General features: G+C 65.4%; 19 protein-coding genes. 16 read left to right on the top strand and 3 right to left on the bottom strand.

Features of this window, described 5'->3' with window-relative positions:
• The first annotated feature begins 3 nt into the window (after nt 1–3).
• From BraRD5C2_RS35115 to BraRD5C2_RS35140, 6 genes are all read left to right on the top strand, one after another.
• Entirely contained in the window at nt 4–1,167 is a 1,164-nt protein-coding gene (locus BraRD5C2_RS35115) for an ABC transporter permease (protein WP_223976244.1), read from the top strand.
• A 111-nt stretch (nt 1,168–1,278) separates the two neighbouring features.
• Nucleotides 1,279–2,592, top strand: a complete 1,314-nt coding sequence (locus BraRD5C2_RS35120) for an adenylate/guanylate cyclase domain-containing protein (protein WP_223976247.1) — start codon at nt 1,279–1,281, stop codon at nt 2,590–2,592.
• 71 nt (nt 2,593–2,663) lie between these two features.
• On the top strand, nt 2,664–3,392 hold the full coding sequence (locus BraRD5C2_RS35125; protein ID WP_223976249.1) for a GntR family transcriptional regulator: 729 nt from the start codon (nt 2,664–2,666) through the stop codon (nt 3,390–3,392).
• Between the two features lie 45 nt (nt 3,393–3,437).
• The gene (locus BraRD5C2_RS35130) at nt 3,438–4,682 is read left to right on the top strand and encodes an MFS transporter (RefSeq protein WP_223976252.1); all 1,245 of its coding nucleotides are present in this window, start codon (nt 3,438–3,440) and stop codon (nt 4,680–4,682) included.
• Nucleotides 4,683–4,697: 15 nt separating this feature from the next.
• A complete protein-coding gene (locus tag BraRD5C2_RS35135; RefSeq protein WP_223976256.1) occupies nt 4,698–5,597 on the top strand; it encodes an amidohydrolase family protein in 900 nt (299 codons plus the stop codon).
• 146 nt (nt 5,598–5,743) lie between these two features.
• Nucleotides 5,744–6,658, top strand: a complete 915-nt coding sequence (locus tag BraRD5C2_RS35140) for a PhzF family phenazine biosynthesis protein (protein WP_223976259.1) — start codon at nt 5,744–5,746, stop codon at nt 6,656–6,658.
• On the opposite strand, the gene BraRD5C2_RS35145 is transcribed toward BraRD5C2_RS35140, so the two are convergent.
• Nucleotides 6,655–7,116 carry a DUF488 domain-containing protein gene (locus tag BraRD5C2_RS35145; RefSeq protein ID WP_223976262.1) on the bottom strand — a complete coding sequence of 154 codons (462 nt, stop codon included), beginning with the start codon at nt 7,114–7,116 and terminating at the stop codon, nt 6,655–6,657. The genes BraRD5C2_RS35140 and BraRD5C2_RS35145 overlap by 4 nt on opposite strands.
• Before the next feature lie 10 nt (nt 7,117–7,126).
• Nucleotides 7,127–7,984 carry a DUF72 domain-containing protein gene (locus tag BraRD5C2_RS35150; RefSeq protein WP_374708083.1) on the bottom strand — a complete coding sequence of 286 codons (858 nt, stop codon included), beginning with the start codon at nt 7,982–7,984 and terminating at the stop codon, nt 7,127–7,129.
• 129 nt (nt 7,985–8,113) lie between these two features.
• On the opposite strand from BraRD5C2_RS35150, the gene BraRD5C2_RS35155 reads away from it, so the two are divergent.
• The 10 genes from BraRD5C2_RS35155 (at nt 8,114) to BraRD5C2_RS35200 (ending at nt 18,899) form a co-directional block, all read left to right on the top strand.
• A complete protein-coding gene (locus BraRD5C2_RS35155; RefSeq protein ID WP_223976267.1) occupies nt 8,114–8,485 on the top strand; it encodes a hypothetical protein in 372 nt (123 codons plus the stop codon).
• 68 nt (nt 8,486–8,553) lie between these two features.
• Complete coding sequence (locus BraRD5C2_RS35160; RefSeq protein ID WP_223976270.1) at nt 8,554–8,763, top strand: hypothetical protein; 210 nt, start codon at nt 8,554–8,556, stop codon at nt 8,761–8,763.
• A gap of 262 nt (nt 8,764–9,025) precedes the next feature.
• On the top strand, nt 9,026–10,159 hold the full coding sequence (locus tag BraRD5C2_RS35165; RefSeq protein ID WP_223976273.1) for a glycosyltransferase: 1,134 nt from the start codon (nt 9,026–9,028) through the stop codon (nt 10,157–10,159).
• Between the two features lie 7 nt (nt 10,160–10,166).
• Nucleotides 10,167–11,669: a glycosyltransferase family 39 protein gene (locus BraRD5C2_RS35170; protein ID WP_223976276.1), complete on the top strand. Its 1,503-nt coding sequence runs from the start codon at nt 10,167–10,169 to the stop codon at nt 11,667–11,669.
• Between the two features lie 79 nt (nt 11,670–11,748).
• Nucleotides 11,749–12,444: a DUF899 family protein gene (locus BraRD5C2_RS35175; RefSeq protein ID WP_223976279.1), complete on the top strand. Its 696-nt coding sequence runs from the start codon at nt 11,749–11,751 to the stop codon at nt 12,442–12,444.
• A gap of 329 nt (nt 12,445–12,773) precedes the next feature.
• The gene (locus BraRD5C2_RS35180) at nt 12,774–14,012 is read left to right on the top strand and encodes a DUF2778 domain-containing protein (protein ID WP_374708084.1); all 1,239 of its coding nucleotides are present in this window, start codon (nt 12,774–12,776) and stop codon (nt 14,010–14,012) included.
• A gap of 192 nt (nt 14,013–14,204) precedes the next feature.
• Complete coding sequence (locus BraRD5C2_RS35185; protein WP_223976281.1) at nt 14,205–15,161, top strand: GAF domain-containing protein; 957 nt, start codon at nt 14,205–14,207, stop codon at nt 15,159–15,161.
• Between the two features lie 188 nt (nt 15,162–15,349).
• Nucleotides 15,350–16,867 (top strand): aldehyde dehydrogenase, encoded by a 1,518-nt coding sequence (gene adh, locus BraRD5C2_RS35190; RefSeq protein ID WP_223976285.1) that lies wholly within the window; start codon nt 15,350–15,352, stop codon nt 16,865–16,867.
• A gap of 85 nt (nt 16,868–16,952) precedes the next feature.
• Nucleotides 16,953–17,303 carry a DUF779 domain-containing protein gene (locus BraRD5C2_RS35195; protein WP_223976288.1) on the top strand — a complete coding sequence of 117 codons (351 nt, stop codon included), beginning with the start codon at nt 16,953–16,955 and terminating at the stop codon, nt 17,301–17,303.
• Between the two features lie 99 nt (nt 17,304–17,402).
• A complete protein-coding gene (locus BraRD5C2_RS35200; RefSeq protein WP_223976291.1) occupies nt 17,403–18,899 on the top strand; it encodes an AMP nucleosidase in 1,497 nt (498 codons plus the stop codon).
• 22 nt (nt 18,900–18,921) lie between these two features.
• On the opposite strand, the gene BraRD5C2_RS35205 is transcribed toward BraRD5C2_RS35200, so the two are convergent.
• Nucleotides 18,922–19,551 carry a glutathione binding-like protein gene (locus BraRD5C2_RS35205; RefSeq protein WP_223976294.1) on the bottom strand — a complete coding sequence of 210 codons (630 nt, stop codon included), beginning with the start codon at nt 19,549–19,551 and terminating at the stop codon, nt 18,922–18,924.
• Between the last annotated feature and the right edge of the window lies 1 nt (nt 19,552).

The raw sequence follows: 19,552 nt of genomic DNA on the forward strand, positions 1-19,552 counted from the left end.
GCGATGAGTGCGACGGATGCGATCCGGAAAGATGAAGAGAGGGAGCCGGCGTTCGGCTTCTGGCGGCGCAGTTATGCGATGCTGGTCAAGGAATTCATCCAGCTCCGTCGCGACCGCGTCTCGTTCGCCATGATCATCATGCTGCCGGTGATGCAGCTCACGCTATTCGGCTACGCCATCAACACCACGCCGCGCAATCTGCCGACCGCGGTGCTGACCCAGGAGGACACCGATCTCGGCCGTTCGATCCTGAAGGCGATGGAGAACACCGCCTATTTCCATTTTGTCCGCGAGGTCCACACCGTCGAGGAGTTCGATGACCTTCTGCAATCCGGCAAGGTGCTGTTCGGGGTCGAGATCCCGCGCGGCTTCGAGCGCGCGGTGCGGCGCGGCGACAAGCCGGCGCTGCTGGTCGCGGCCGATGCCACCGACCCCACCGCGGCGGGTTCGGCGCTGGGCACGCTCGGGCCTTTGGTGCAATCGGCGCTGGCACATGATCTGCACATCGGCGATCCCCCTGACATGCCGTTCGAGATCCGCGCCCATGCCCGCTACAACCCGGCGGCGGACTCGCGCCTCAACATCGTGCCCGGCCTGGTCGGGACCATCCTGACCATGACCATGCTGATCTTCACCGCGCTCTCGGTGACCCGCGAGATCGAGCGCGGCACCATGGAGAGCCTGCTGTCGATGCCGATCAAGCCGGTCGAGGTGATGTTCGGCAAGATCATCCCCTACGTGCTGGTCGGCTTCATCCAGGCCACGCTGATCATCGCCATCGGTATCCTGCTGTTCGGCGTGCCCGTGCTCGGCAGCCTGACGCTGCTGGCGCTGCTCACCACGCTGTTCATCACCACCAATCTGTCGATCGGCTACACGTTCTCGACCATCGTGCAGAACCAGCTGCAGGCGATGCAGCTCTCGATGATGTTCTTCCTGCCAAGCATCCTGCTGTCCGGCTTCATGTTTCCGTTCGCGGGCATGCCGGTCTGGGCGCAGTATATCGGCGAGGGGCTGCCGCTGACCCATTTCGTCCGTATCGTTCGCGCCATCATGCTGAAGGGCGCGGCAATGCCGAATCTGCAATACGACACCATCGCGCTGGTGGCCCTGATGCTGTTCGCCATGACCATCGCCGTGACGCGCTTCCGCCGCACGCTCGATTGAGGCTATGATGGATGCCATCAATGATCGTCATTCCGGGGCGATGCGAGCATCGAACCCGGAATCTCGAGATTCCGGGTTCGCTTCGCGCCCCGGAATGACCGGGGCGGGGAAATGGTGGAATCTTCGGATAGTGACAGCGCAGCGGCGGGCACCACCGTATCCGCCGATTTCAACCACGCTTTGATGCGCGAGGTGATGACCACCGAGCTGCTCCGCATCAAGGTTCTGATCGGCACCGCCATCGTGCTTGGGGCGATCAGCCTGCTGGTATATCTGTTCGCGCCCGAAGCGGTCAGCCGGGTCTGGCACGGCAACCTCGACCCCGCCTACATCTTCTATGTCACCGTTCCGCTGATCCTGTTCGAACTCTGGGTGCACGGCGCGATCAGCTGGTACATGCGCAACGGCCGCGACCTGCCGGTAATCCGGCGCTACATCGGCGTGCTGGTCGAGACCTCGCTGCCGACCATCGTGCTGGCGCTTCATATCGACAGCATGGGCCGCCAGGAGGCGCTCGGTTTCGTGGCCCCGCTGATCTATTTCGTCTTCATCATCCTCTCGACGCTGCGGCTCGATTTCTGGCTCTCGACCTTCACCGGATTCGTCGCCGCGACCGAGCTGTTCTACATGGCGGTGTTCTTCCATGCGGCTGACGGCGTCGCGGCCGATCAAGGCATCTATTATCACGCCGCGCGCAGCACGATCATCCTGATCTGCGGCGTGCTGGCCGGCGCGGTCGGCCTGCAATTGCGACGGCAGTTCGCGGCCAGCATTGCGGCTGCCACCGCACGCGACCGCATCACCAATCTGTTCGGCCAGCACGTCTCGCCGCAGGTGGTCGAACGCCTGATGGCGGAGGGCGCCACGACCGCGAGCGACATCCGCCGCGTCGCGGTGATGTTCGTCGATTTCCGCAGCTTTACCGCGGGCGCGCGCTCGCGTTCGCCGCAGGAGGTGGTCGACCGGCTCGACGGCGCCTTTGCCGTGCTGGTCGATATCCTCGATCGCCATGGCGGCATCGTGAACAAGTTTCTCGGCGACGGCTTTCTCGCGCTGTTCGGCGCGCCGTTCGAGACCGGCGACGCCGCGCATCAGGCGGTCGCCGCCGCGCGCGAGATGCTGGCCGCCAACGAGCGCACCAATGCGGCGTCGAGCTGGCCGCTGCGCATCGGGATCGGCATCCATATCGGCGAGGTCGTGGCCGGCAGTATCGGCTCGCCGCGGCGCAAGGAATACACCGTGATCGGCGACACCGTGAACTTTGCCGCGCGGCTCGAGGCGCTCAACAAGGAGCTCGGCTCGCAATTCCTGATCTCGTCTGCCGTGCGCGAGGCGCTCGGCGACGAATGCAAGGATGCCGTCTCGCGCGGCGAAATCCCGGTGCGGGGTTACGAGCACCCGGTGCCGGTCTGGCAGTTGGGGTAGGGCGCAGCATCCAGGCTTGAGGTATCACGGTAGCGATTGACGTCGCGTCCTATACTCATATAGATGACTATATGAATTCAGCCCTCGACGACCGCCTGCCGCGCTATCAGCGTCTCCGCGACGACCTCGCGGCGCGCATCAATCGCAATGAATGGCGTCCCGGGGACCTGATCCCCTCCGAGGCCGAGCTCGGCGCGCATTACGGCGTCGCGATCGGCACCGTGCGCAAGGCGATCGATCAGCTCGTCAGCGACGGCGTGCTGGAGCGCCAGCAGGGCCGCGGCACCTTCGTGCGCCGCGCGCGGTTCAATTCCTCGCTGTTCCGCTTCTTCCGCTTCCAGTCGGAAAGCGGCGAGCGCCGCGTGCCGCAAAGCCGCATCCTGCGGCGCAAGGCGATGCCGGCGACTTCGGCTGTCGCGTCGGCGCTGCGCATTGGCGTCGGCGAGCCGGTCATCAGCCTGTCGCGCCTGCGGCTGATCGACGACGTGCCGCTGCTCGCCGAGGAGATCTGGCTCGAGAGGTCGCGCTTCGAGGCGCTGCTCGCGCTGGCGACTTCCGAGTTCGGCGACCTGTTGTATCCGCTCTACGAGGATCGCTGCGGCCAGGTCGTGGTCTCCGCCGATGAAATCCTCACCGTCGAGATCGCGACCGAGATGCAATCTCGCCTGCTGCGGCTCGAGGCCAACGCACCGCTGATCGTGATCGAGCGTCTGGCCTTCGATCTGGAGCGGCGGCCGATCGAATGGCGCCGCTCGCGCGGGCCGGCGGATCGCTTCCGCTACCACGCCGAGATCAGGTAGCGCGGCAACCAAACACAACAACATAAGAATTCACAGGGAGAAGAAATGGCAAACTGGTACAGCGAATGCTCGCCGCTCGAGCGGCGCACTTTCTGGGCAAGTTTTGGCGGCTGGGGGCTCGATGCGCTCGACGTCCAGATGTTCAGCCTCGCCATTCCGGCGCTGATCACGGCATTCGGGATCAGCAAGGCCGATGCCGGGCTGCTCGGCTCGGTCACGCTGTTCTTCGGCGCGTTCGGCGGCTGGCTCGGCGGCGCGCTCGGCGACCGTTTCGGACGGGTGCAGGCGTTGCAGATCACGGTCGCGACCTTTGCGCTCGCGACCTTCGCCTCGGCCTTCGCGATGAACTACAGCCAGCTCGTGGTCCTGAAGGCCATTCAAGGCATCGGCTTCGGCGCCGAATGGGCCTGTGGTGCGGTGCTGATGGCCGAGATCATTCGCGCCGAGCATCGCGGCAAGGCGCTCGGCGCCGTGCAGAGCGCCTGGGCGGTCGGCTGGGGGGCGGCCGTGCTGCTCTCGGCCCTGGTCTTCACCTATGCGCCGGCCGAGATCGCCTGGCGCATCCTGTTCGCGGTCGGCCTGATCCCCGCGCTGCTGATCCTGTATATCCGCCGCGGGCTGAAGGAGCCGCCGCGCGCCGCAACGCGCGAGGCCGAGCCGCCGTTCTTCGCCACGCTCGCCGGCATCTTTCACCGCGACGTGCTGCGCTCGACCTTGATCGGAGGCCTGTTCGGGATCGGCGCCCACGGCGGCTATGCGGCGCTGACGACGTTCCTGCCGACCTATCTGCGCGAGGTGCGGCATCTCTCGGTGCTCGGCTCCAGCGGCTATCTCGCCGTGATCATTGTCGCCTTCTTCTGCGGCTGCGTGGTCTCGGGCATCATCAGCGACCGGATCGGGCGGCGCGCCAACGTGACGCTGTTCGTCGGCGCCTGCGTCGTGACGGTGCTGGTCTATATCTTCGCGCCGCTCTCCAATTCGCAGATGCTGGTGCTCGGATTCCCGCTGGGCTTCTTCTCAGCGGGCATCCCCGCCAGCATGGCGGCGCTGTTCAGTGAGCTCTATCCGGCAGGCGTGCGCGGCACCGGCGTCGGCTTCTGTTACAATTTCGGCCGCATCGTCTCCGCGGCGTTCCCCTTCCTGGTCGGCTACCTCAGCGATCACATTGGCCTCGGTGCTGCGATCGGGATCGACGCGGCGTTTGCCTATTCGCTGGTGCTGGTTGCGGTGCTGATGCTGCCGGAAACCCGCGGCAAGGTTTTCGAGCAGGCCGTCGCCACGCGCGCGTGATGATGAGGAATGATCATGACATCGTACGAACATGGGCTGACGCGGCGCCGGTTTGCCGCGGGAGTGGTTGCCGCGCTATCGGCAGGCGGATTGGCGCGCAAGGTGAGGGCTGAGGTGCCGAAACTCGCGATCGATACCCACGCCCACGTCTTCCATCGCGGGCTGAAGCTCGCGCCGGGCCGGCGCTACGCGCCCGACTACGACGCGCCGCTTGCGCTCTATCTGCAGCAGCTCGACCAGAACGGCATCACCAACGGCGTATTGGTGCAGCCGAGCTTTCTCGGCACCGACAATTCCTATCTGGTCGAATGCCTGACGGCGACCAACGGCCGCCTGCGCGGCATCGCCGTGGTCGACGTTGCAGTCGCTGCCGACGAGCTTCGCGCGCTTGATCGCGCCGGCGTTGCGGGCATCCGTCTCAATCTGGTCGGCCAGAAGCTGCCTGATCTTTCGTCGCCGGAGTGGACGGCGCTGCTGGCGCAGATCAGGACGCTCGACTGGCAGGTCGAGATCCAGCGCAACGCGAGCGATCTCGCAACGCTCGCGCCAACGCTGCTCGACCAGGGCGTGAAAGTCGTGCTCGATCATTTCGCATTGCCTGATCCAAAGCTCGGCATCGACGATCCCGGATTCCGGTCGGTCCTCAAGCTTGGCGCGACACGCAATGTCTGGGTCAAGATCTCCGCGCCCTATCGCAACGGCGCGGCCGGTGAGGCGTTCGCGAAGCAGGCCTATCCGCTGCTGCGTCAGGCTTTCGGCGTCGACCGGCTGCTGTGGGGCAGCGACTGGCCGCATACGCAATTCGAGGCGACGCAGAGCTACGCCAAGAACAGAAAATTTCTCGACGATCTTGTCACCGATGCCGATGAGCGCGCGCGCGTGCTCGCATCGCCGCGCGAGCTGTTTCGCTTCTAGAAGCATGATCCGGAAAAGTGCGAAGCGGTTTTCCGAAGAGATCATGCTCAAACAAGGACGCGCGATTGTACCGAGTGCTCTGAAGGGCGTCGTTGCTGCTGTGCTACGATGACGCCATCGGAACGACCGGCACAAGGACACGCAAGATGCAGCGCCGCTATATCACTGTCGACGTTTTCACCGATCGCGCCTTCGGCGGCAACCCGCTCGCCGTGGTGCTCGACGCCGAAGGGTTGTCGAGCGAAGAGATGCAGGCGATCGCGACCGAGTTCAACTATTCCGAGACGACCTTCGTGCTGCCGCCGCAGGACAAGGCCAACGACGCCCAGGTTCGCATCTTCACGCCGGTGAGAGAATTGCCGTTTGCCGGGCATCCCAATGTCGGCACCGCCTTCGTGCTGGCACAGCTTGCGAAGGAGCCGAAGCCACGTCTGATCTTCGAGGAGAAGGCGGGGTTGGTCCCGGTCGATATCGCGCGCGAGGGCGGCAGGGTCGTTGCCACTGAACTGACCGCGCCGCAGCCGCTGTCGCGCCTGGCGCAGTGCTCCGCCGGCGAGGTCGCGAGCCTGATCTCGCTCACGGCAGACGACATCAGGACGGATCGCCAGGCACCGCAGGTGGTCGGCGTCGGAACGCCGTTCCTGGTCTTTGAGGTCGCGTCGCGCGATGCGGTGCGGAGGGCAAAACCGGATGCGGCAGCGTTCGCGCGCTTCTTCCCGCGTGACGGAGCCTTCTCCGCGTACTTCTACACGCGCGACGTCCCCGTCGCGGAGGCGCCGTGCGATCTGCAGGCACGGATGTTCTTTCCGGGATCGAGCGGCCTGATCGAGGACCCGGCGACCGGCAGCGCCACGGTCGCCGCGGCCGCGCTGCTTGCCACGCTCGATCCATTGCGCGACGGCGACCTGAAGCTGACGGTCGGCCAGGGTTTCGACATGGGCCGGCCGAGCCTGCTGCTGACCCGCGTGCGCAAGCAGGATGGCGCAGTCGTATCCGCGCATGTCGGCGGGGCCTGTGTGCAGATGATGCAGGGGACGTTGCGCCTGGAGGGGAAAGGCTAGACCTGCGGCGCGGCCAGATTCTCTATCTTGACGCCGTCGCGGTCCTCGATGATCTCGGCGATCCAGCGGCGGTGGCAGTGTTCGTGGTCGCGCTCGTAGCAGAGGATGCAGACCGGGCCGGATTTCTTGACCAGTGCCGACAGCTCGTCGAGTTCCTCCTTGGCCTGCACCGTCTTGAGGTGCGCCGAATAGATCTTGTGCAGCAGCGCATATTGCCCGCTGCGCGCCGCCTCCCGTCCGCTCTTCGGGGTGCCGAGGCCGCGGAGGTGGACGTAGCCGATGCCCCGCTCGTCGAGGCCGGCAGCGAGCTGGCTCTTGGAAAAGCCGGGGCGGCGCGAAGAGGCCACCGCGCGGACATCGACCAAGAGCTTAACGCCGGCGTGCTGCAGCTCGTCGAGCACGGCCTTCGACGGCGTCTGCTCGTAGCCGATGGTGAACAGCTTTTTTGCCTTCGCCATCGGCTTTCCCTCACTTCACCCGTTCGATCAGTTCCATCGCGCCCGCGGGCGCGCGGATCTTGCCCTCGTGGATCACGTAGGCGAACACGTCGCGCGGCGCCTTCTTCGGCGCTGATTTGTCGACCCGCGGCAGGTCGTCCGGCTCGCTGCCGCCGGCCCAGTCCTGAAACCGCTTGGCCCAGGCGTCGAGCTGCTTCGGCGGATAGCAGGTCTTCAGTTCGTCATTGCCCTTCTGCAACCGGGCATAGACGAAGTCGCTGGCGACGTCGGCAATCGCCGGATATTTGCCGTGCTCGGCGAATACCACGGGCACCTGGTGCTCGCGAATGAGGGCGATGAACTCGGGCACGCAGAAGCTGTCGTGACGGACCTCGACGACATGGCGCAGCGCGCGGCCGTCGAGCTTGCGCGGCAGCAGTTCGAGGAATTTTCCGAAATCGGCGCCGTCGAATTTCTTGGTCGGCGCGAACTGCCAGAGCACCGGGCCGAGCCGGTCCTTCAGCTCCAGCACGCCCGAATCATAGAACCGCTTCACCGAATCGCCGGCCTCGGCGAGCACGCGGCGGTTGGTGGCAAAGCGCGGCCCCTTCAGCGAGAAGATGAATCCATCGGGCACTTCGCTCGCCCATTTGCGAAAGCTCTCCGGCTTCTGCGATCCGTAATAGGTGCCGTTGATCTCGATCGAGGTCAGCTTGGAGGCGGCGTAGGACAGCTCCTTCGCCTGCGTCAGCTTCTCGGGATAGAACACCCCGCGCCACGGCTCGAAGGTCCAGCCGCCGATGCCGATATAGATGTTGCCTGCGTCTGTCTTAGCATCTGTCTTGGTCTTGGTCGCCTTGGTGGGAGCTTTGGCCACGACTGCACTCATCGCGAGGAGGGGGAACAGGGATCGAGAGTAGTCAAAATAATCGTGATTGGCCAGTTTGCCAGAATGCTGCGCGGGAGCTTATCGTGGTTGTCGCTCTTCGCTACGATGCGCGAAAATGGAGAACAACACATGCGCACGCTGGTTGCGGCCGCCCTCCTGATCACGTCCTCCGCTGCCATATCGTCCGCTGCAATGGCTGACGAGGTCGACGATGCGCACAAGCTCGCGATCACCGGTCGCGACGCCTACTGGAATTGTCTCGCCCGCGAATATCCCCGCGACAGCAACAAGACGATGTCCGACCAGGAGTTCAGTTCGCTGATCGCCAATGTCTGTCCCTCGGAGCGGCAGAATTTTCGGGTGTCGCTGATCGACTTCCTGTCGTTGCAGTTTCCCAAGCAGGATGCCGACGCCAATCTGACGACGGCCAACCGCGCGATCGAGCTGGCGCAGAAGGACATCGTGACCGCCTTCACCCGCCGCAGGGCCGCGGCGAAATAGGTTCCCGAATCCTGTTGCGGCCGGCCGATTTTTGATATCAATCCGCGGAGGCGAGGGGATTGATGGGCATGAGGTCACAATCGACGGCAGGCTTCCTGGGCGCAGTGGTCGCGGCCATCGCGCTGGCGGCGGCGTTCATCTATGGGCCGTCGCCGAGCCAGCTCCGTAACCCGACCAAGCCCGCAGCCGTGCAGCCGCAGGCGGCGCCCGCCGCCGAGGCCGCGCCGGCGGCCGCGGCGCCACGCGGCCCGGTGATCCGGGAAGTCCCCAACAACTAGCGCCTCTGCCCCCTTTGCAGACCGCCCCTTGCGGATCGCATGGGGGCTACTTATCTGGCTCATAACGGCGACGTTGCAGCTTAAGGGCTCCGGCGCTGGGACGACCACGACATTGTTTGGCTGCGCCGGATGTACGCGCGCCCCTTGTTCGTGGTCGTTGGCATTTTCAGGGGTATTTTGCCCCGTTTTCCCGCTTCCCGAGACCGCGTTTGGGCCGGCCCGCCTTGGCAGCGGGGGAGGCTGCGGCTATACGCTGGCGCTCATGAATGACGCCATCAAGCTAGCCCCCGAAACCGCCTCGCAGGCAGCAAGTTTGCCGCAGCTTTCGGTGGTCGTCCCGACCTTCAACGAACGCGACAATGTCACGGTGCTGTACCGCCGGCTCGACGCGACCCTGAAGGACGTCTCCTGGGAGGTCATCTTCGTCGATGACAATTCGCCCGACGGGACCTGGGACGTGGTGCGCACCCTGGCGCGGAAGGATTCCCGCGTGCGCTGCATCCGCCGGATCGGCCGGCGCGGCCTGTCCGGCGCCTGCATCGAGGGCATCCTGGCGTCGAGCGCGCCCTATGCCGCGGTCATGGACGCCGACCTCCAGCATGACGAGACCCAGCTCCCGAAGATGGTCGCGCTGCTGCAGAGCGGCGAGGCCGAGCTCGTGGTCGGCAGCCGCTATATCGAGGGCTACAAGACCGAAGGCTTCAACAAGCAGCGCGCCGGCGCCAGCGCCTTTGCCACCGAGATCGCGCGCCGCTCGTTGAAGGTCGAGATCGCCGATCCGATGAGCGGCTTCTTCATGATCCGCCGCGACCGTTTCGAGCAGCTTGCACCACAGCTCTCGACCCAGGGCTTCAAGATCCTGCTCGACGTCGTTGCGACGGCGGAGGGCAAGCTGCGCGCGGTCGAGATTCCCTACACATTCGGTGCCCGCCAGCATGGCGAGAGCAAGCTTGACTCGATGGTCGCGCTCGACTTCCTTGGCCTGGTGCTCGCGAAGCTGACCAACGATCTGATCTCGCTGCGCTTCATTCTGTTCGCCGCGGTCGGCGGGCTCGGCCTGCTGGTGCATCTCAGCGTGCTGTTCATCGCGCTGGAATTGTTCAAGGCGCCGTTCCCGGAGGCGCAGGCCACCGGCGCGATCGTCGCCATGACCAGCAACTTCATCCTCAACAATTTCCTGACCTATCGCGACCAGCGGCTGAAGGGCTTTGGCATCCTGCGCGGCCTGCTGCTGTTCTATCTGGTCTGCAGCGTCGGCCTGCTCGCCAATGTCGGCGTCGCATTCTCGGTCTACGACCAGGAGCCGATCTGGTGGCTTGCGGGCGCGGCCGGCGCGCTGATGGGCGTGGTGTGGAACTACGCGATGTCCGGGCTGTTCGTCTGGCGCAAGCGATGACGGTGGCATGAACGCGAACGAGGCGCGGCTGGCCCGGAACACCGCTCTTGCGGTGTGCGCGCTGGTCGTGTTGCGGCTGGCCGCCGCCGCATGGACGCCGCTGACCTTCGACGAAGCCTATTACTGGATGTGGTCGAAGGCGCTCGCCGGCGGCTACTACGACCATCCGCCGATGGTGGCGGTCGTGATCCGGCTCGGCACCATGATCGCGGGCGACACGCCGTTCGGCGTGCGGCTGGTGTCGATCCTGCTCGCGTTGCCGATGAGCTGGGCGATCTACCGGGCAGCCGAGATCCTGTTCGGCGGCCGGCGCATCGCCGCCAGCGCAACCATCCTGCTCAATGTCACGCTGATGGCCGCCGTCGGCACGCTGATCGTGACGCCGGATGCGCCGCTGCTGGTTGCTGCGAGCTTCCTGCTGTATTCGCTGGCAAAGGTGCTGGAGAGCGGCCGCGGCGCCTGGTGGCTTGCGGTCGGCGTCAGCGCAGGCCTGGCGCTGCTCTCGAAATACACGGCGCTGTTCTTTGGACCCGCGATCCTGATCTGGCTTGCTGTCGTGCCGAAGCTGCGGCGCTGGTATCTCTCGCCATGGCTCTATCTCGGCGGCCTGGTTGCGGCCGGCCTGTTTGCGCCGGTCATCCTCTGGAATGCCGATCACCACTGGGTGTCGTTCATCAAGCAGATGGGCCGCGCCCGGATCGAGGACTTCCGCCCGAACTACATCGCCGAGCTGATCCCGACGCAGTTTGCATTCGCGACGCCCTTGGTCTTCATCCTCGGTGTGATGGGCCTCTATGCGCTCTACCGGCGCCGCGCCGGCGCGATGCCCGCGCGCGTGCTGGTCAACACGATGTTCTGGACCATCGTGGTCTACTTCACCTGGCACGCGCTGCATGCGCGGGTCGAGGCCAACTGGTTCGCGCCGGTCTATCCGGCCTTTGCGGTGGCGGCCGCGGTCGCGGCGATCCAGGTGCAGTGGGCGCCGCGCGAGCAGCGCACGATCGATTTCTGCCGCCGCTGGGCCGCGCCCACAGGCGTCGTGCTGTTCGCGCTGCTGATCGTGCAGGCCAACACCGGCATGCTCTCGGGCTATCGCCGCGACGCCACCGTGCGCAGCGTCGGCGTCGGCTGGCAGGAGCTCGCGGGCGAGATCGAGGCGGTGCGCGCGCGCACAGGCGCGACCTGCGTGCTGTCGCCGGACTACGGCACCACCGGCTGGCTGGCCTTCTACCTCCCCAAGGGCACCTGCGTCGCTCAGCAGGGCCAGCGCATTCGCTGGGTCAATATGCCTGAGCCGAGCCCGGCGCAGCTGGCCGGCAAGCTGCTGTATGTGCACGAGGTCGAGCAGCCGATGCCGGCCTCGGTGCGCGACAATTTCGCCCATGTCGAAACCGTGGCCGAGGCCAAACGCATGCGTGGGCCGCTGGTCATCGAGAATTACGCGCTCGATCTGCTTGATGGCGCCAAGGGCGACGTCTTCGACCGGTCGCCGCCGCCGGAACTGCAGTAAAACCTTCGCCGTTGCATGTCGGATCGTCCGGTTCCGGCTCGTCTTCCAGGGAACCCGTCAACCATGCGAGGTTCCAACCATGACCAGTTCCGTCCTCAAGCCCGCTGCCGAACTCGCCAGCACCAACATCAGGCGCTTTCCCAATGAGAGCGCCGAGTATCGCCGGGCACGCCAGGCGCTGCTCGTCGAGGAGATCGAGCTGCGCCGGCACATCGCGCGCGTTGCCGAGCTGCGTCGCGCATTGCCGCCGGGCGGCGAGGTGACCCGGGCGTATGAGTTCATGGGCGAGTCCGGCGCGGCCTCACTCGCCGACCTCTTCGGCAACAAGCAGACGCTGATCATCTACAGCTACATGTTCGGCCCGCAGCGCGAGAAGCCGTGCCCGATGTGCACATCGTTCATGAGCACGTGGGAGGAGAAGCTGCCGGATATCGAGCAGCGCGTTGCGTTGGTGTTCGTGGCGCGCTCGCCGATCGCGCGGCTGATCGAGGCGAAGAAGGCGCGCGGCTGGACTCGTCACAGGGTCTATTCGGATGCGTCGGGCGATTACACGCGTGACTATGTCAGCAAGGATGACAGCGACGTGCCCGGCTACAATGTCTTCACCCGCCACGACGGCGCAATCCGGCATTTCTGGGCCGGCGAAATGGGCTCCGGCACGGTCGATCCCGGCCAGGACCCGCGCGGCGCGCCGGACATGGATCCGCTCTGGACCCTGCTTGACACCACGCGCGAGGGGCGCGGCGCGGACTGGTATCCGAAGCTCAGCTATTGAGAGATGGTTTTTGCTCGATCCCCGCTCGATTACGGGGCGATCGGCAAGGAAATTCTCCCTAGGATTTATCTCGGCATGCGGTAGCGGAACCGGGTGCCGGAATGTCCCATCATGGGACAAAAAAGCCGTTTTGGCGGTCCAATGCCATCTTAAAAAAGCCCTACGCCACAGGCACTTCCCGCGTTGCAGGGGATCGCATCCGGTTAAGTCGCATTTAACTAAAAGTCGCCTTAATGGCCGTCTGTGCCCCCGCGCGACGTTGAGCCGAACATCGTTCGACGATGCGTCGAGTGAGGGACAAAGGTGGACCTGTTTTGAGCGCCGGGCGTATGAGTACGAGTGCGAGTGCGTATGTTCTTGGGGCACCAAGCCGCAAGAAAACCTCCCGAAAAATCCTCCCACAGCATTTCCTCGGCAGCGCCGCGGTGGCGGGGCTGGTGCTGGGCTGCGCCTGGACCGTCTATGCCAACATTTTTGCGGCGAGCGTCTATCCGTCGGTCGGCAATGCGTCGCTTGACGCGCCGGTGGCGAAGCGGCCGGCCGCCGTTGCCGCGCGGCCCGCACCCGCGTTCAACGAGGTGTTCGCGTCCCTGACGCCGACGCCGGCGGCGCCCGCCAAGACCGAGGTTGCAAAGACCGAGGTCGCGACGTCGGAAGCCCCGACACCGTCACTTATGTTTAACGATCGGTTTGCGGCGGCCTCGCCTGGGGGCGTCGCGTCCAGCGTCGTGGCCGACGCCGCACCGCAGATCGACCCGATCAAGCAGGCCGCTGAACCCAAGGTCGCCGTAGCGGCGAGGGCGGTGGCGACGGCAGAGCTCGCCGAGACATCGAAGCCGTTGCCGGCGCCGAAGTCGGTCGAGACCGCCAGGAAGCAAGCCGCCGCCAATCTGAAGGTGGCGCTCAACGATCCTGCTGCGACGGTTGAACCCAAAGCGGCCGAGAAGGCGCCCGAGGCCAAGCAGGCGACGAAATCCGCAGGCGTCCGTGACATGGCCGCGCGCGCCAAGGCCGCGGTGCTGTCGATCGCATCGAGCGAGCGGCAGACCATGGTCGAGAAGCTGTGGGGCAAGCGCGAGTCGAGCGGCGGGCTGCTCTCCTTCGCTTCCGCCGATGCCAGTGTCACCGGCAGCATCCCCTCGACGCTGGACCAGAACCCGATGCTCGGCGGCTCGCCGCCCTATGACCGCCAGACCGCGGTCTACGACATCTCGGCCAAGACCGTGTATTTGCCGGACGGCACGCGCCTCGAGGCGCATTCCGGCCTCGGCTCCCGGCTCGACGATCCCAGGTCCTCGCATATGAAGATGGTCGGCGTGACGCCGCCGCACATTTACGAGCTCAAGCCGCGTGAGGCGCTGTTCCACGGCGTGCCGGCGCTGCGGCTCAATCCGATCGGCGGCGAGGGCAAGATCTTCAACCGCGACGGCCTGCTCGCGCACACCTTCATGCTTGGCCCGAACGGCGACTCCAACGGTTGCGTCTCGTTCAAGGACTATTACGCGTTCCTCGACGCCTACCGTAACAAGGGCATCCGCCGCCTCGCAGTCTTGGCGAGGGTTCAGTAAGCGCCGTCCTGCCGGGGGCGCTGCCCCCACGGCGTGATTGACGCGAGGCAGCCCCCGTACCTGTCCGAAGGTCGCAGTCCCGTCCCTTGAAAGGTCGCTGGCAGCGCTATATCCTGCGAAATATAAGGGTGCCAGGGCCAACAGCGCCGCGCTCCCGTGGGTCGCAGAACCCGGGGAGCAGGGGAGGGAAGCATGAGCCGGTCGCCAGGCGTCGTGCACGCGGACAAGGTTCTCGACGTGCTGGCCGGAGGCGGGGCGCCATCCGACCTGTCGGCGTCGTGGCGTCGGTCCGGCCATTTGCATGCGCTCGATCCGGCGAGCCGCCTGCCTTCGCATCGTCTCGGCCAGGCTGAAATCGCCGCTGCACAGCAGCGCCTCGGTGAATTCTTGAAGGTCGCCCAGAGCACGCTCGACCGGCTGTTCCTTGCGGTGGGTGGGGTCGGCTGTTCAGTGCTGCTCGCGGACCGCGACGGCGTCGTCGTCGACCGGCGCGGTGCGGGCGCCGATGATGCGACGTTCGACGCCTGGGGGCTTTGGACCGGTGCGGTCTGGAGCGAGAAGTACGAGGGGACCAATGGCATCGGCACCTGCATCGTGGAGAAGCGTCCGCTGTCGATCGACCGCGAGCAGCACTTCTTCACGCGCAATTCCGGACTGTTCTGCACCACCGCGCCGATCTTCGACGAGCATGGCGAGCTTGCCGCCGCGCTCGATGTTTCCTCTTGCCGGGCAGACCTGACCGACGGATTTTCCCGGCTGATCGCGACCACGGTGACGGACGCTGCGCGCGCGATCGAAGCCGAGAATTTTCGCCGTGCGTTTCCTGATGCGCGAATTCTGCTGACACCGCGCAGCGAGCGCGCCGTCAATTCGCTGCTCGCGGTCGATCGCGACGATCTCGTGATCGGTGCGACGCGCGCCGCGCGCCGCGCACTCGGCCTCAACGCGGCGTCGCTGGCGCGGCCATTGCCGGCGGCCGATCTGATCGGCGAGACGCGCGATGATGGCGGTCTGGCTGCCGCGGAACGTGCAGCGTTGCAGCGCGCGCTGGCGCGTGCCGGTGGCAACGTGTCGAAGGCCGCCAAGGACCTCGACATGTCCCGCGCCACATTGCACCGCAAGCTCAAGCAGCTCGGCCTGCACCGCTAGAGCATACCCGAGAGGCCTAGAACCAGCGTCCGAAGCGCTGGCGCGCCTGTGCCAATTTGCGGCGCACTCTGTCTCAGATTTGCGACAGTTCCCCTGCGGCCCTTGGGGCGGGCCCCTGTTCTGTCCGCCTGATTTGACCGAGCGTCCCGGCCAACGCCGTGTGCATCGGCGTGCCAACGGAGGAACACATGAACAAGGTTGACATGCAGTCCGTGCTCAAGGCGCCGTTCGCCAAGCGCTACGGCAATTTCATCGGCGGCGAATGGCGCGAGCCCCGTTCCGGAAAGTATTTTGAGAACATTTCGCCGGTGACCGGCCTTCCGGTCTGCGAGATCCCGCGCTCCGACGCGTCGGATATCGAGGCCGCGCTCGATGCCGCGCACGCGGCCAAAGAAGCATGGGGCAAGACCAGCGTCGCCGAGCGCTCGCTGATCCTCAACCGGATCGCCGACCGGATGGAGGCCAATCTCGAAAAGCTCGCGACCGCCGAGACCTGGGACAACGGCAAGCCGATCCGCGAGACGATGGCCGCCGACATGCCGCTGGCGATCGATCACTTCCGTTACTTCGCCAGCGCAATCCGTGGACAGGAAGGCTCGATCTCGGAGATCGACCACGACACGATCGCCTATCACTTCCACGAGCCGCTCGGCGTCGTCGGCCAGATCATTCCCTGGAATTTCCCGATCCTGATGGCGGTCTGGAAGCTTGCACCGGCGCTCGCCGCCGGCAACTGCGTCGTCCTCAAGCCGGCCGAGCAGACGCCGGCCTCGATCATGGTGTTGCTCGAGCTGATCGGCGACCTGCTGCCGAAGGGCGTGCTGAACGTCGTCAACGGTTTCGGCCTCGAGGCCGGCAAGCCGCTGGCCTCGTCGAACCGGATCGCCAAGATCGCCTTCACCGGCGAGACCACGACGGGCCGGCTGATCATGCAGTATGCCTCGCAGAACCTGATCCCGGTGACGCTCGAACTCGGCGGCAAATCGCCCAACATCTTCTTCAAGGACGTTCTGGAGGAAGACGACGATTTCTTCGACAAGGCCGTCGAAGGCTTCGTGATGTTCGCGCTCAACCAGGGCGAGGTCTGCACCTGTCCGAGCCGCGCGCTGATCCAGGAATCGATCTATGACCGCTTCATGGAACGCGCGCTGAAGCGTGTCGAAGCGATCACGCAAGGTAGCCCGCTCGACCCGACCACCATGATCGGCGCGCAGGCGTCCTCCGAGCAGCTCGAGAAGATCCTCTCCTACATCGACATCGGCAAGAAGGAAGGCGCCGAGGTGTTGACCGGCGGCGAGCGCAATAATCTCGGCGGCGGGCTGTCGGGCGGCTACTATGTCAAGCCGACCGTGTTCAAGGGCCACAACAAGATGCGCATCTTCCAGGAGGAGATCTTCGGACCCGTGGTGTCCGTGACTACCTTCAAGAACGACGAGGATGCGCTCTCGATCGCCAACGACACGCTCTACGGCCTCGGTGCCGGCATCTGGAGCCGCGACGTCAATCGCTGCTACCGGTTCGGCCGGGCCATCCAGGCCGGCCGGGTGTGGACCAATTGCTACCACGCCTATCCCGCGCATGCGGCGTTCGGCGGCTACAAGCAGTCCGGTGTCGGCCGCGAGAACCACAAGATGATGCTCGACCACTACCAGCAGACCAAGAACATGCTGGTGAGCTACAGCCCGAAGAAGCTCGGCTTCTTCTGATATCCCGGCTGCCCCCGCGCTCGGGGGACGAAGACGACAGGCTTCGGCGGGGTGTCCCGCCGGAGCCTGCATTATGGAGGACGAGATGGCTGACAAGGTGACCGCGACGCCTGCTGCGCTGGAGCTGATTGCCGAGATCATCGCCGATCATGGGCCGGTGCTGTTTCACCAGTCCGGCGGCTGCTGCGACGGTTCGTCGCCGATGTGCTATCCGCAAGGTGACTTCCTGATCGGCGATCATGACGTCAATCTCGGCGAGATCGGCGGGGCGCCGTTCTATATCAGCGGTTCGCAATACGACGTCTGGAAGCACACTGATCTGATCATCGACGTCGTTCCCGGCCGCGGCGGCATGTTCTCGCTCGACAATGGCCGCGAGCGCCGGTTCCTGACCCGGTCCGAGATCTGCGCGCTGCCGCCGCGCGCGCCGGACTAGGGCGGTCCGGCGTCGATCTGGAACTGGAGGCCATTGTCGCTATACTGCACTGATCCAGGGCGAGTCCCGACTCGGCAGCGGATCCGGTGCAAAGCGAACATGTCTCCGACACCCCCCATCGAAACTCCGCCGCCGATCACGACCGAAGCGTTCGTCGATGCTAGCGCGGCCGTTGCCCGTCTCGAGGAGATCTACGAGCGCAACACCGGATTCCTGCGCAGTCGCTTCGAGGCCTATGTCAACGGGGTGCCGTTCACGACGCGGGTGCGGGCGCATTACCCGTTCGTCCGCATCACGACTTCGTCGCATGCCCGGCTCGATTCCCGTCTTGCCTACGGTTTTGTCGCGGGCCCCGGCGTCCACGAGACCAGCATCACGCGGCCGGATATTTTCCGGACCTACCTCACCGAGCAGATCGGGCTCCTGATCAAGAACCATAACGTGGCGGTCGAGATCGGCGAGTCCAACGAGCCTATACCGATCCATTTCGCTTACCGGCGCGACATCAATATCGAGGCGGCGCTGACCATCGCCGACAGTTCGGCCTTTACAAGGTCGCTGCGCGACGTGTTCGACACGCCGGACCTTGCCGCGATGGACGATGCGATCGCCGACGGCACGTTTGAACTGACGCCGGGCACGCCCGAGCCGCTGGCGCTGTTTCGCGCAGCGCGCGTCGATTACTCGCTGCGCCGGCTCTATCACTACACCGGCACCGATCCGGAGCACTTCCAGAATTTCGTGATCTTCACCAACTACCAGTTCTATGTCGACGCCTTCGCGCAATCGAGCCTGCAGCGTCTCGCCGCGGGTGAGGAGGGCCTCGAAGCGTTCGTCGCGCCCGGCAATGTGATCACCCACAACGCGCTGGCAGGCGGCGGCACTGTCGGGACGGCATCGGAACGCGTGCCGCAGATGCCGGCGTTTCATCTCGTCGAGCCCGGCTATCGCGGCATCACCCTGATCAATATCGGGATCGGTCCGTCGAATGCGCGCAACATCACCGATCACGTCGCGGTGCTGCGGCCGCATGCCTGGCTGATGATCGGGCATTGCGCCGGCTTGCGCAACACGCAGCGGCTCGGCGATTACGTCCTGGCCCACGGCTATGTCCGCGAGGATCACGTGCTCGATCACGAGCTGCCGCTCTGGGTGCCGATCCCCGCGCTCGCCGAGATGCAGGTCGCGCTCGAGGAGGCGGTCGGCGAGGTGACCGGGCTCACCGGCTTCGAGCTCAAGCGCTTGATGCGCACCGGCACGGTCGCGAGCGTCGACAACCGCAATTGGGAGATCAGCGGGCCACAGGTGATCCGGCGGATGTCGCAATCGCGCTCCATCGCGCTCGACATGGAATCGGCGACGATCGCCGCCAACGGCTATCGCTTCCGCGTGCCCTACGGCACGTTGCTCTGCGTCTCCGACAAGCCGCTGCACGGCGAGATCAAGCTGGCGGGCATGGCGAGCGAGTTCTATCGCCAGCGCGTCGGCCAGCACCTTCAGATCGGACTGAAGGCGCTGGAGCGGCTCAAGCAGCAGGAATCCGAGCGCCTGCATTCGCGCAAGCTGCGCAGCTTCGCCGAGGTCGCGTTTCAGTGACGCCGTGCCGGGCGCGCGGCGATTACGCCGCGACACTCTTCCACAACTGCATCTCGGTGCCGATCGCGGCCTTGACCTGCGGCCGCGCCTGAATGCGTCCGAGATAGGCGGCCAGCGGCGGCCATTGCGCCACATCGACGCCGGCGGAGCGAAGCAACAGCAGAGCCCAGGCGAGATGCGCGTCCGCTACCGTGAAGCGGTCACCGACCAGAAACTCGCGGTCGGCGAGATGCGCTGATGGCACCGACAAGGTCTGTCCGATCCTGGCGCGCGGCTTGGCGAGCGATGCATCGTCCTTGTACCAGAAGGTCGGAAACAAAAATCCCTTGTGGATCTCGGTGCCGATGAAGCTGAGCCATTCCTGCAGGCGGTAGCGGTCCGGATGGCTGGGCGGCGGCGCGAGGCCGAGTTCGGGCTTCAGATCCGCGATGTACTGCAAGACCGCCGCGCTCTCCGTCAGCCGCTCGCCATTCTCGAGCACCAGCACCGGCACTGCGCCCTTCGGCGCGACGGCGCGGAAGTCGCCGTCATCCTCCAGCACTTTCTTGGTCCAGAGATGGACCATGTGGTAGCGCGCGTCGATGCCGGCCTCCATCAGCGCGATCCGGCTGGCGAGCGAGCAGGCCATCGGCCAAAAATAGAGCTCGAGCATG

This window comes from Bradyrhizobium sp. RD5-C2 (genome assembly GCF_019972155.1).
GTDB lineage: Bacteria > Pseudomonadota > Alphaproteobacteria > Rhizobiales > Xanthobacteraceae > Bradyrhizobium.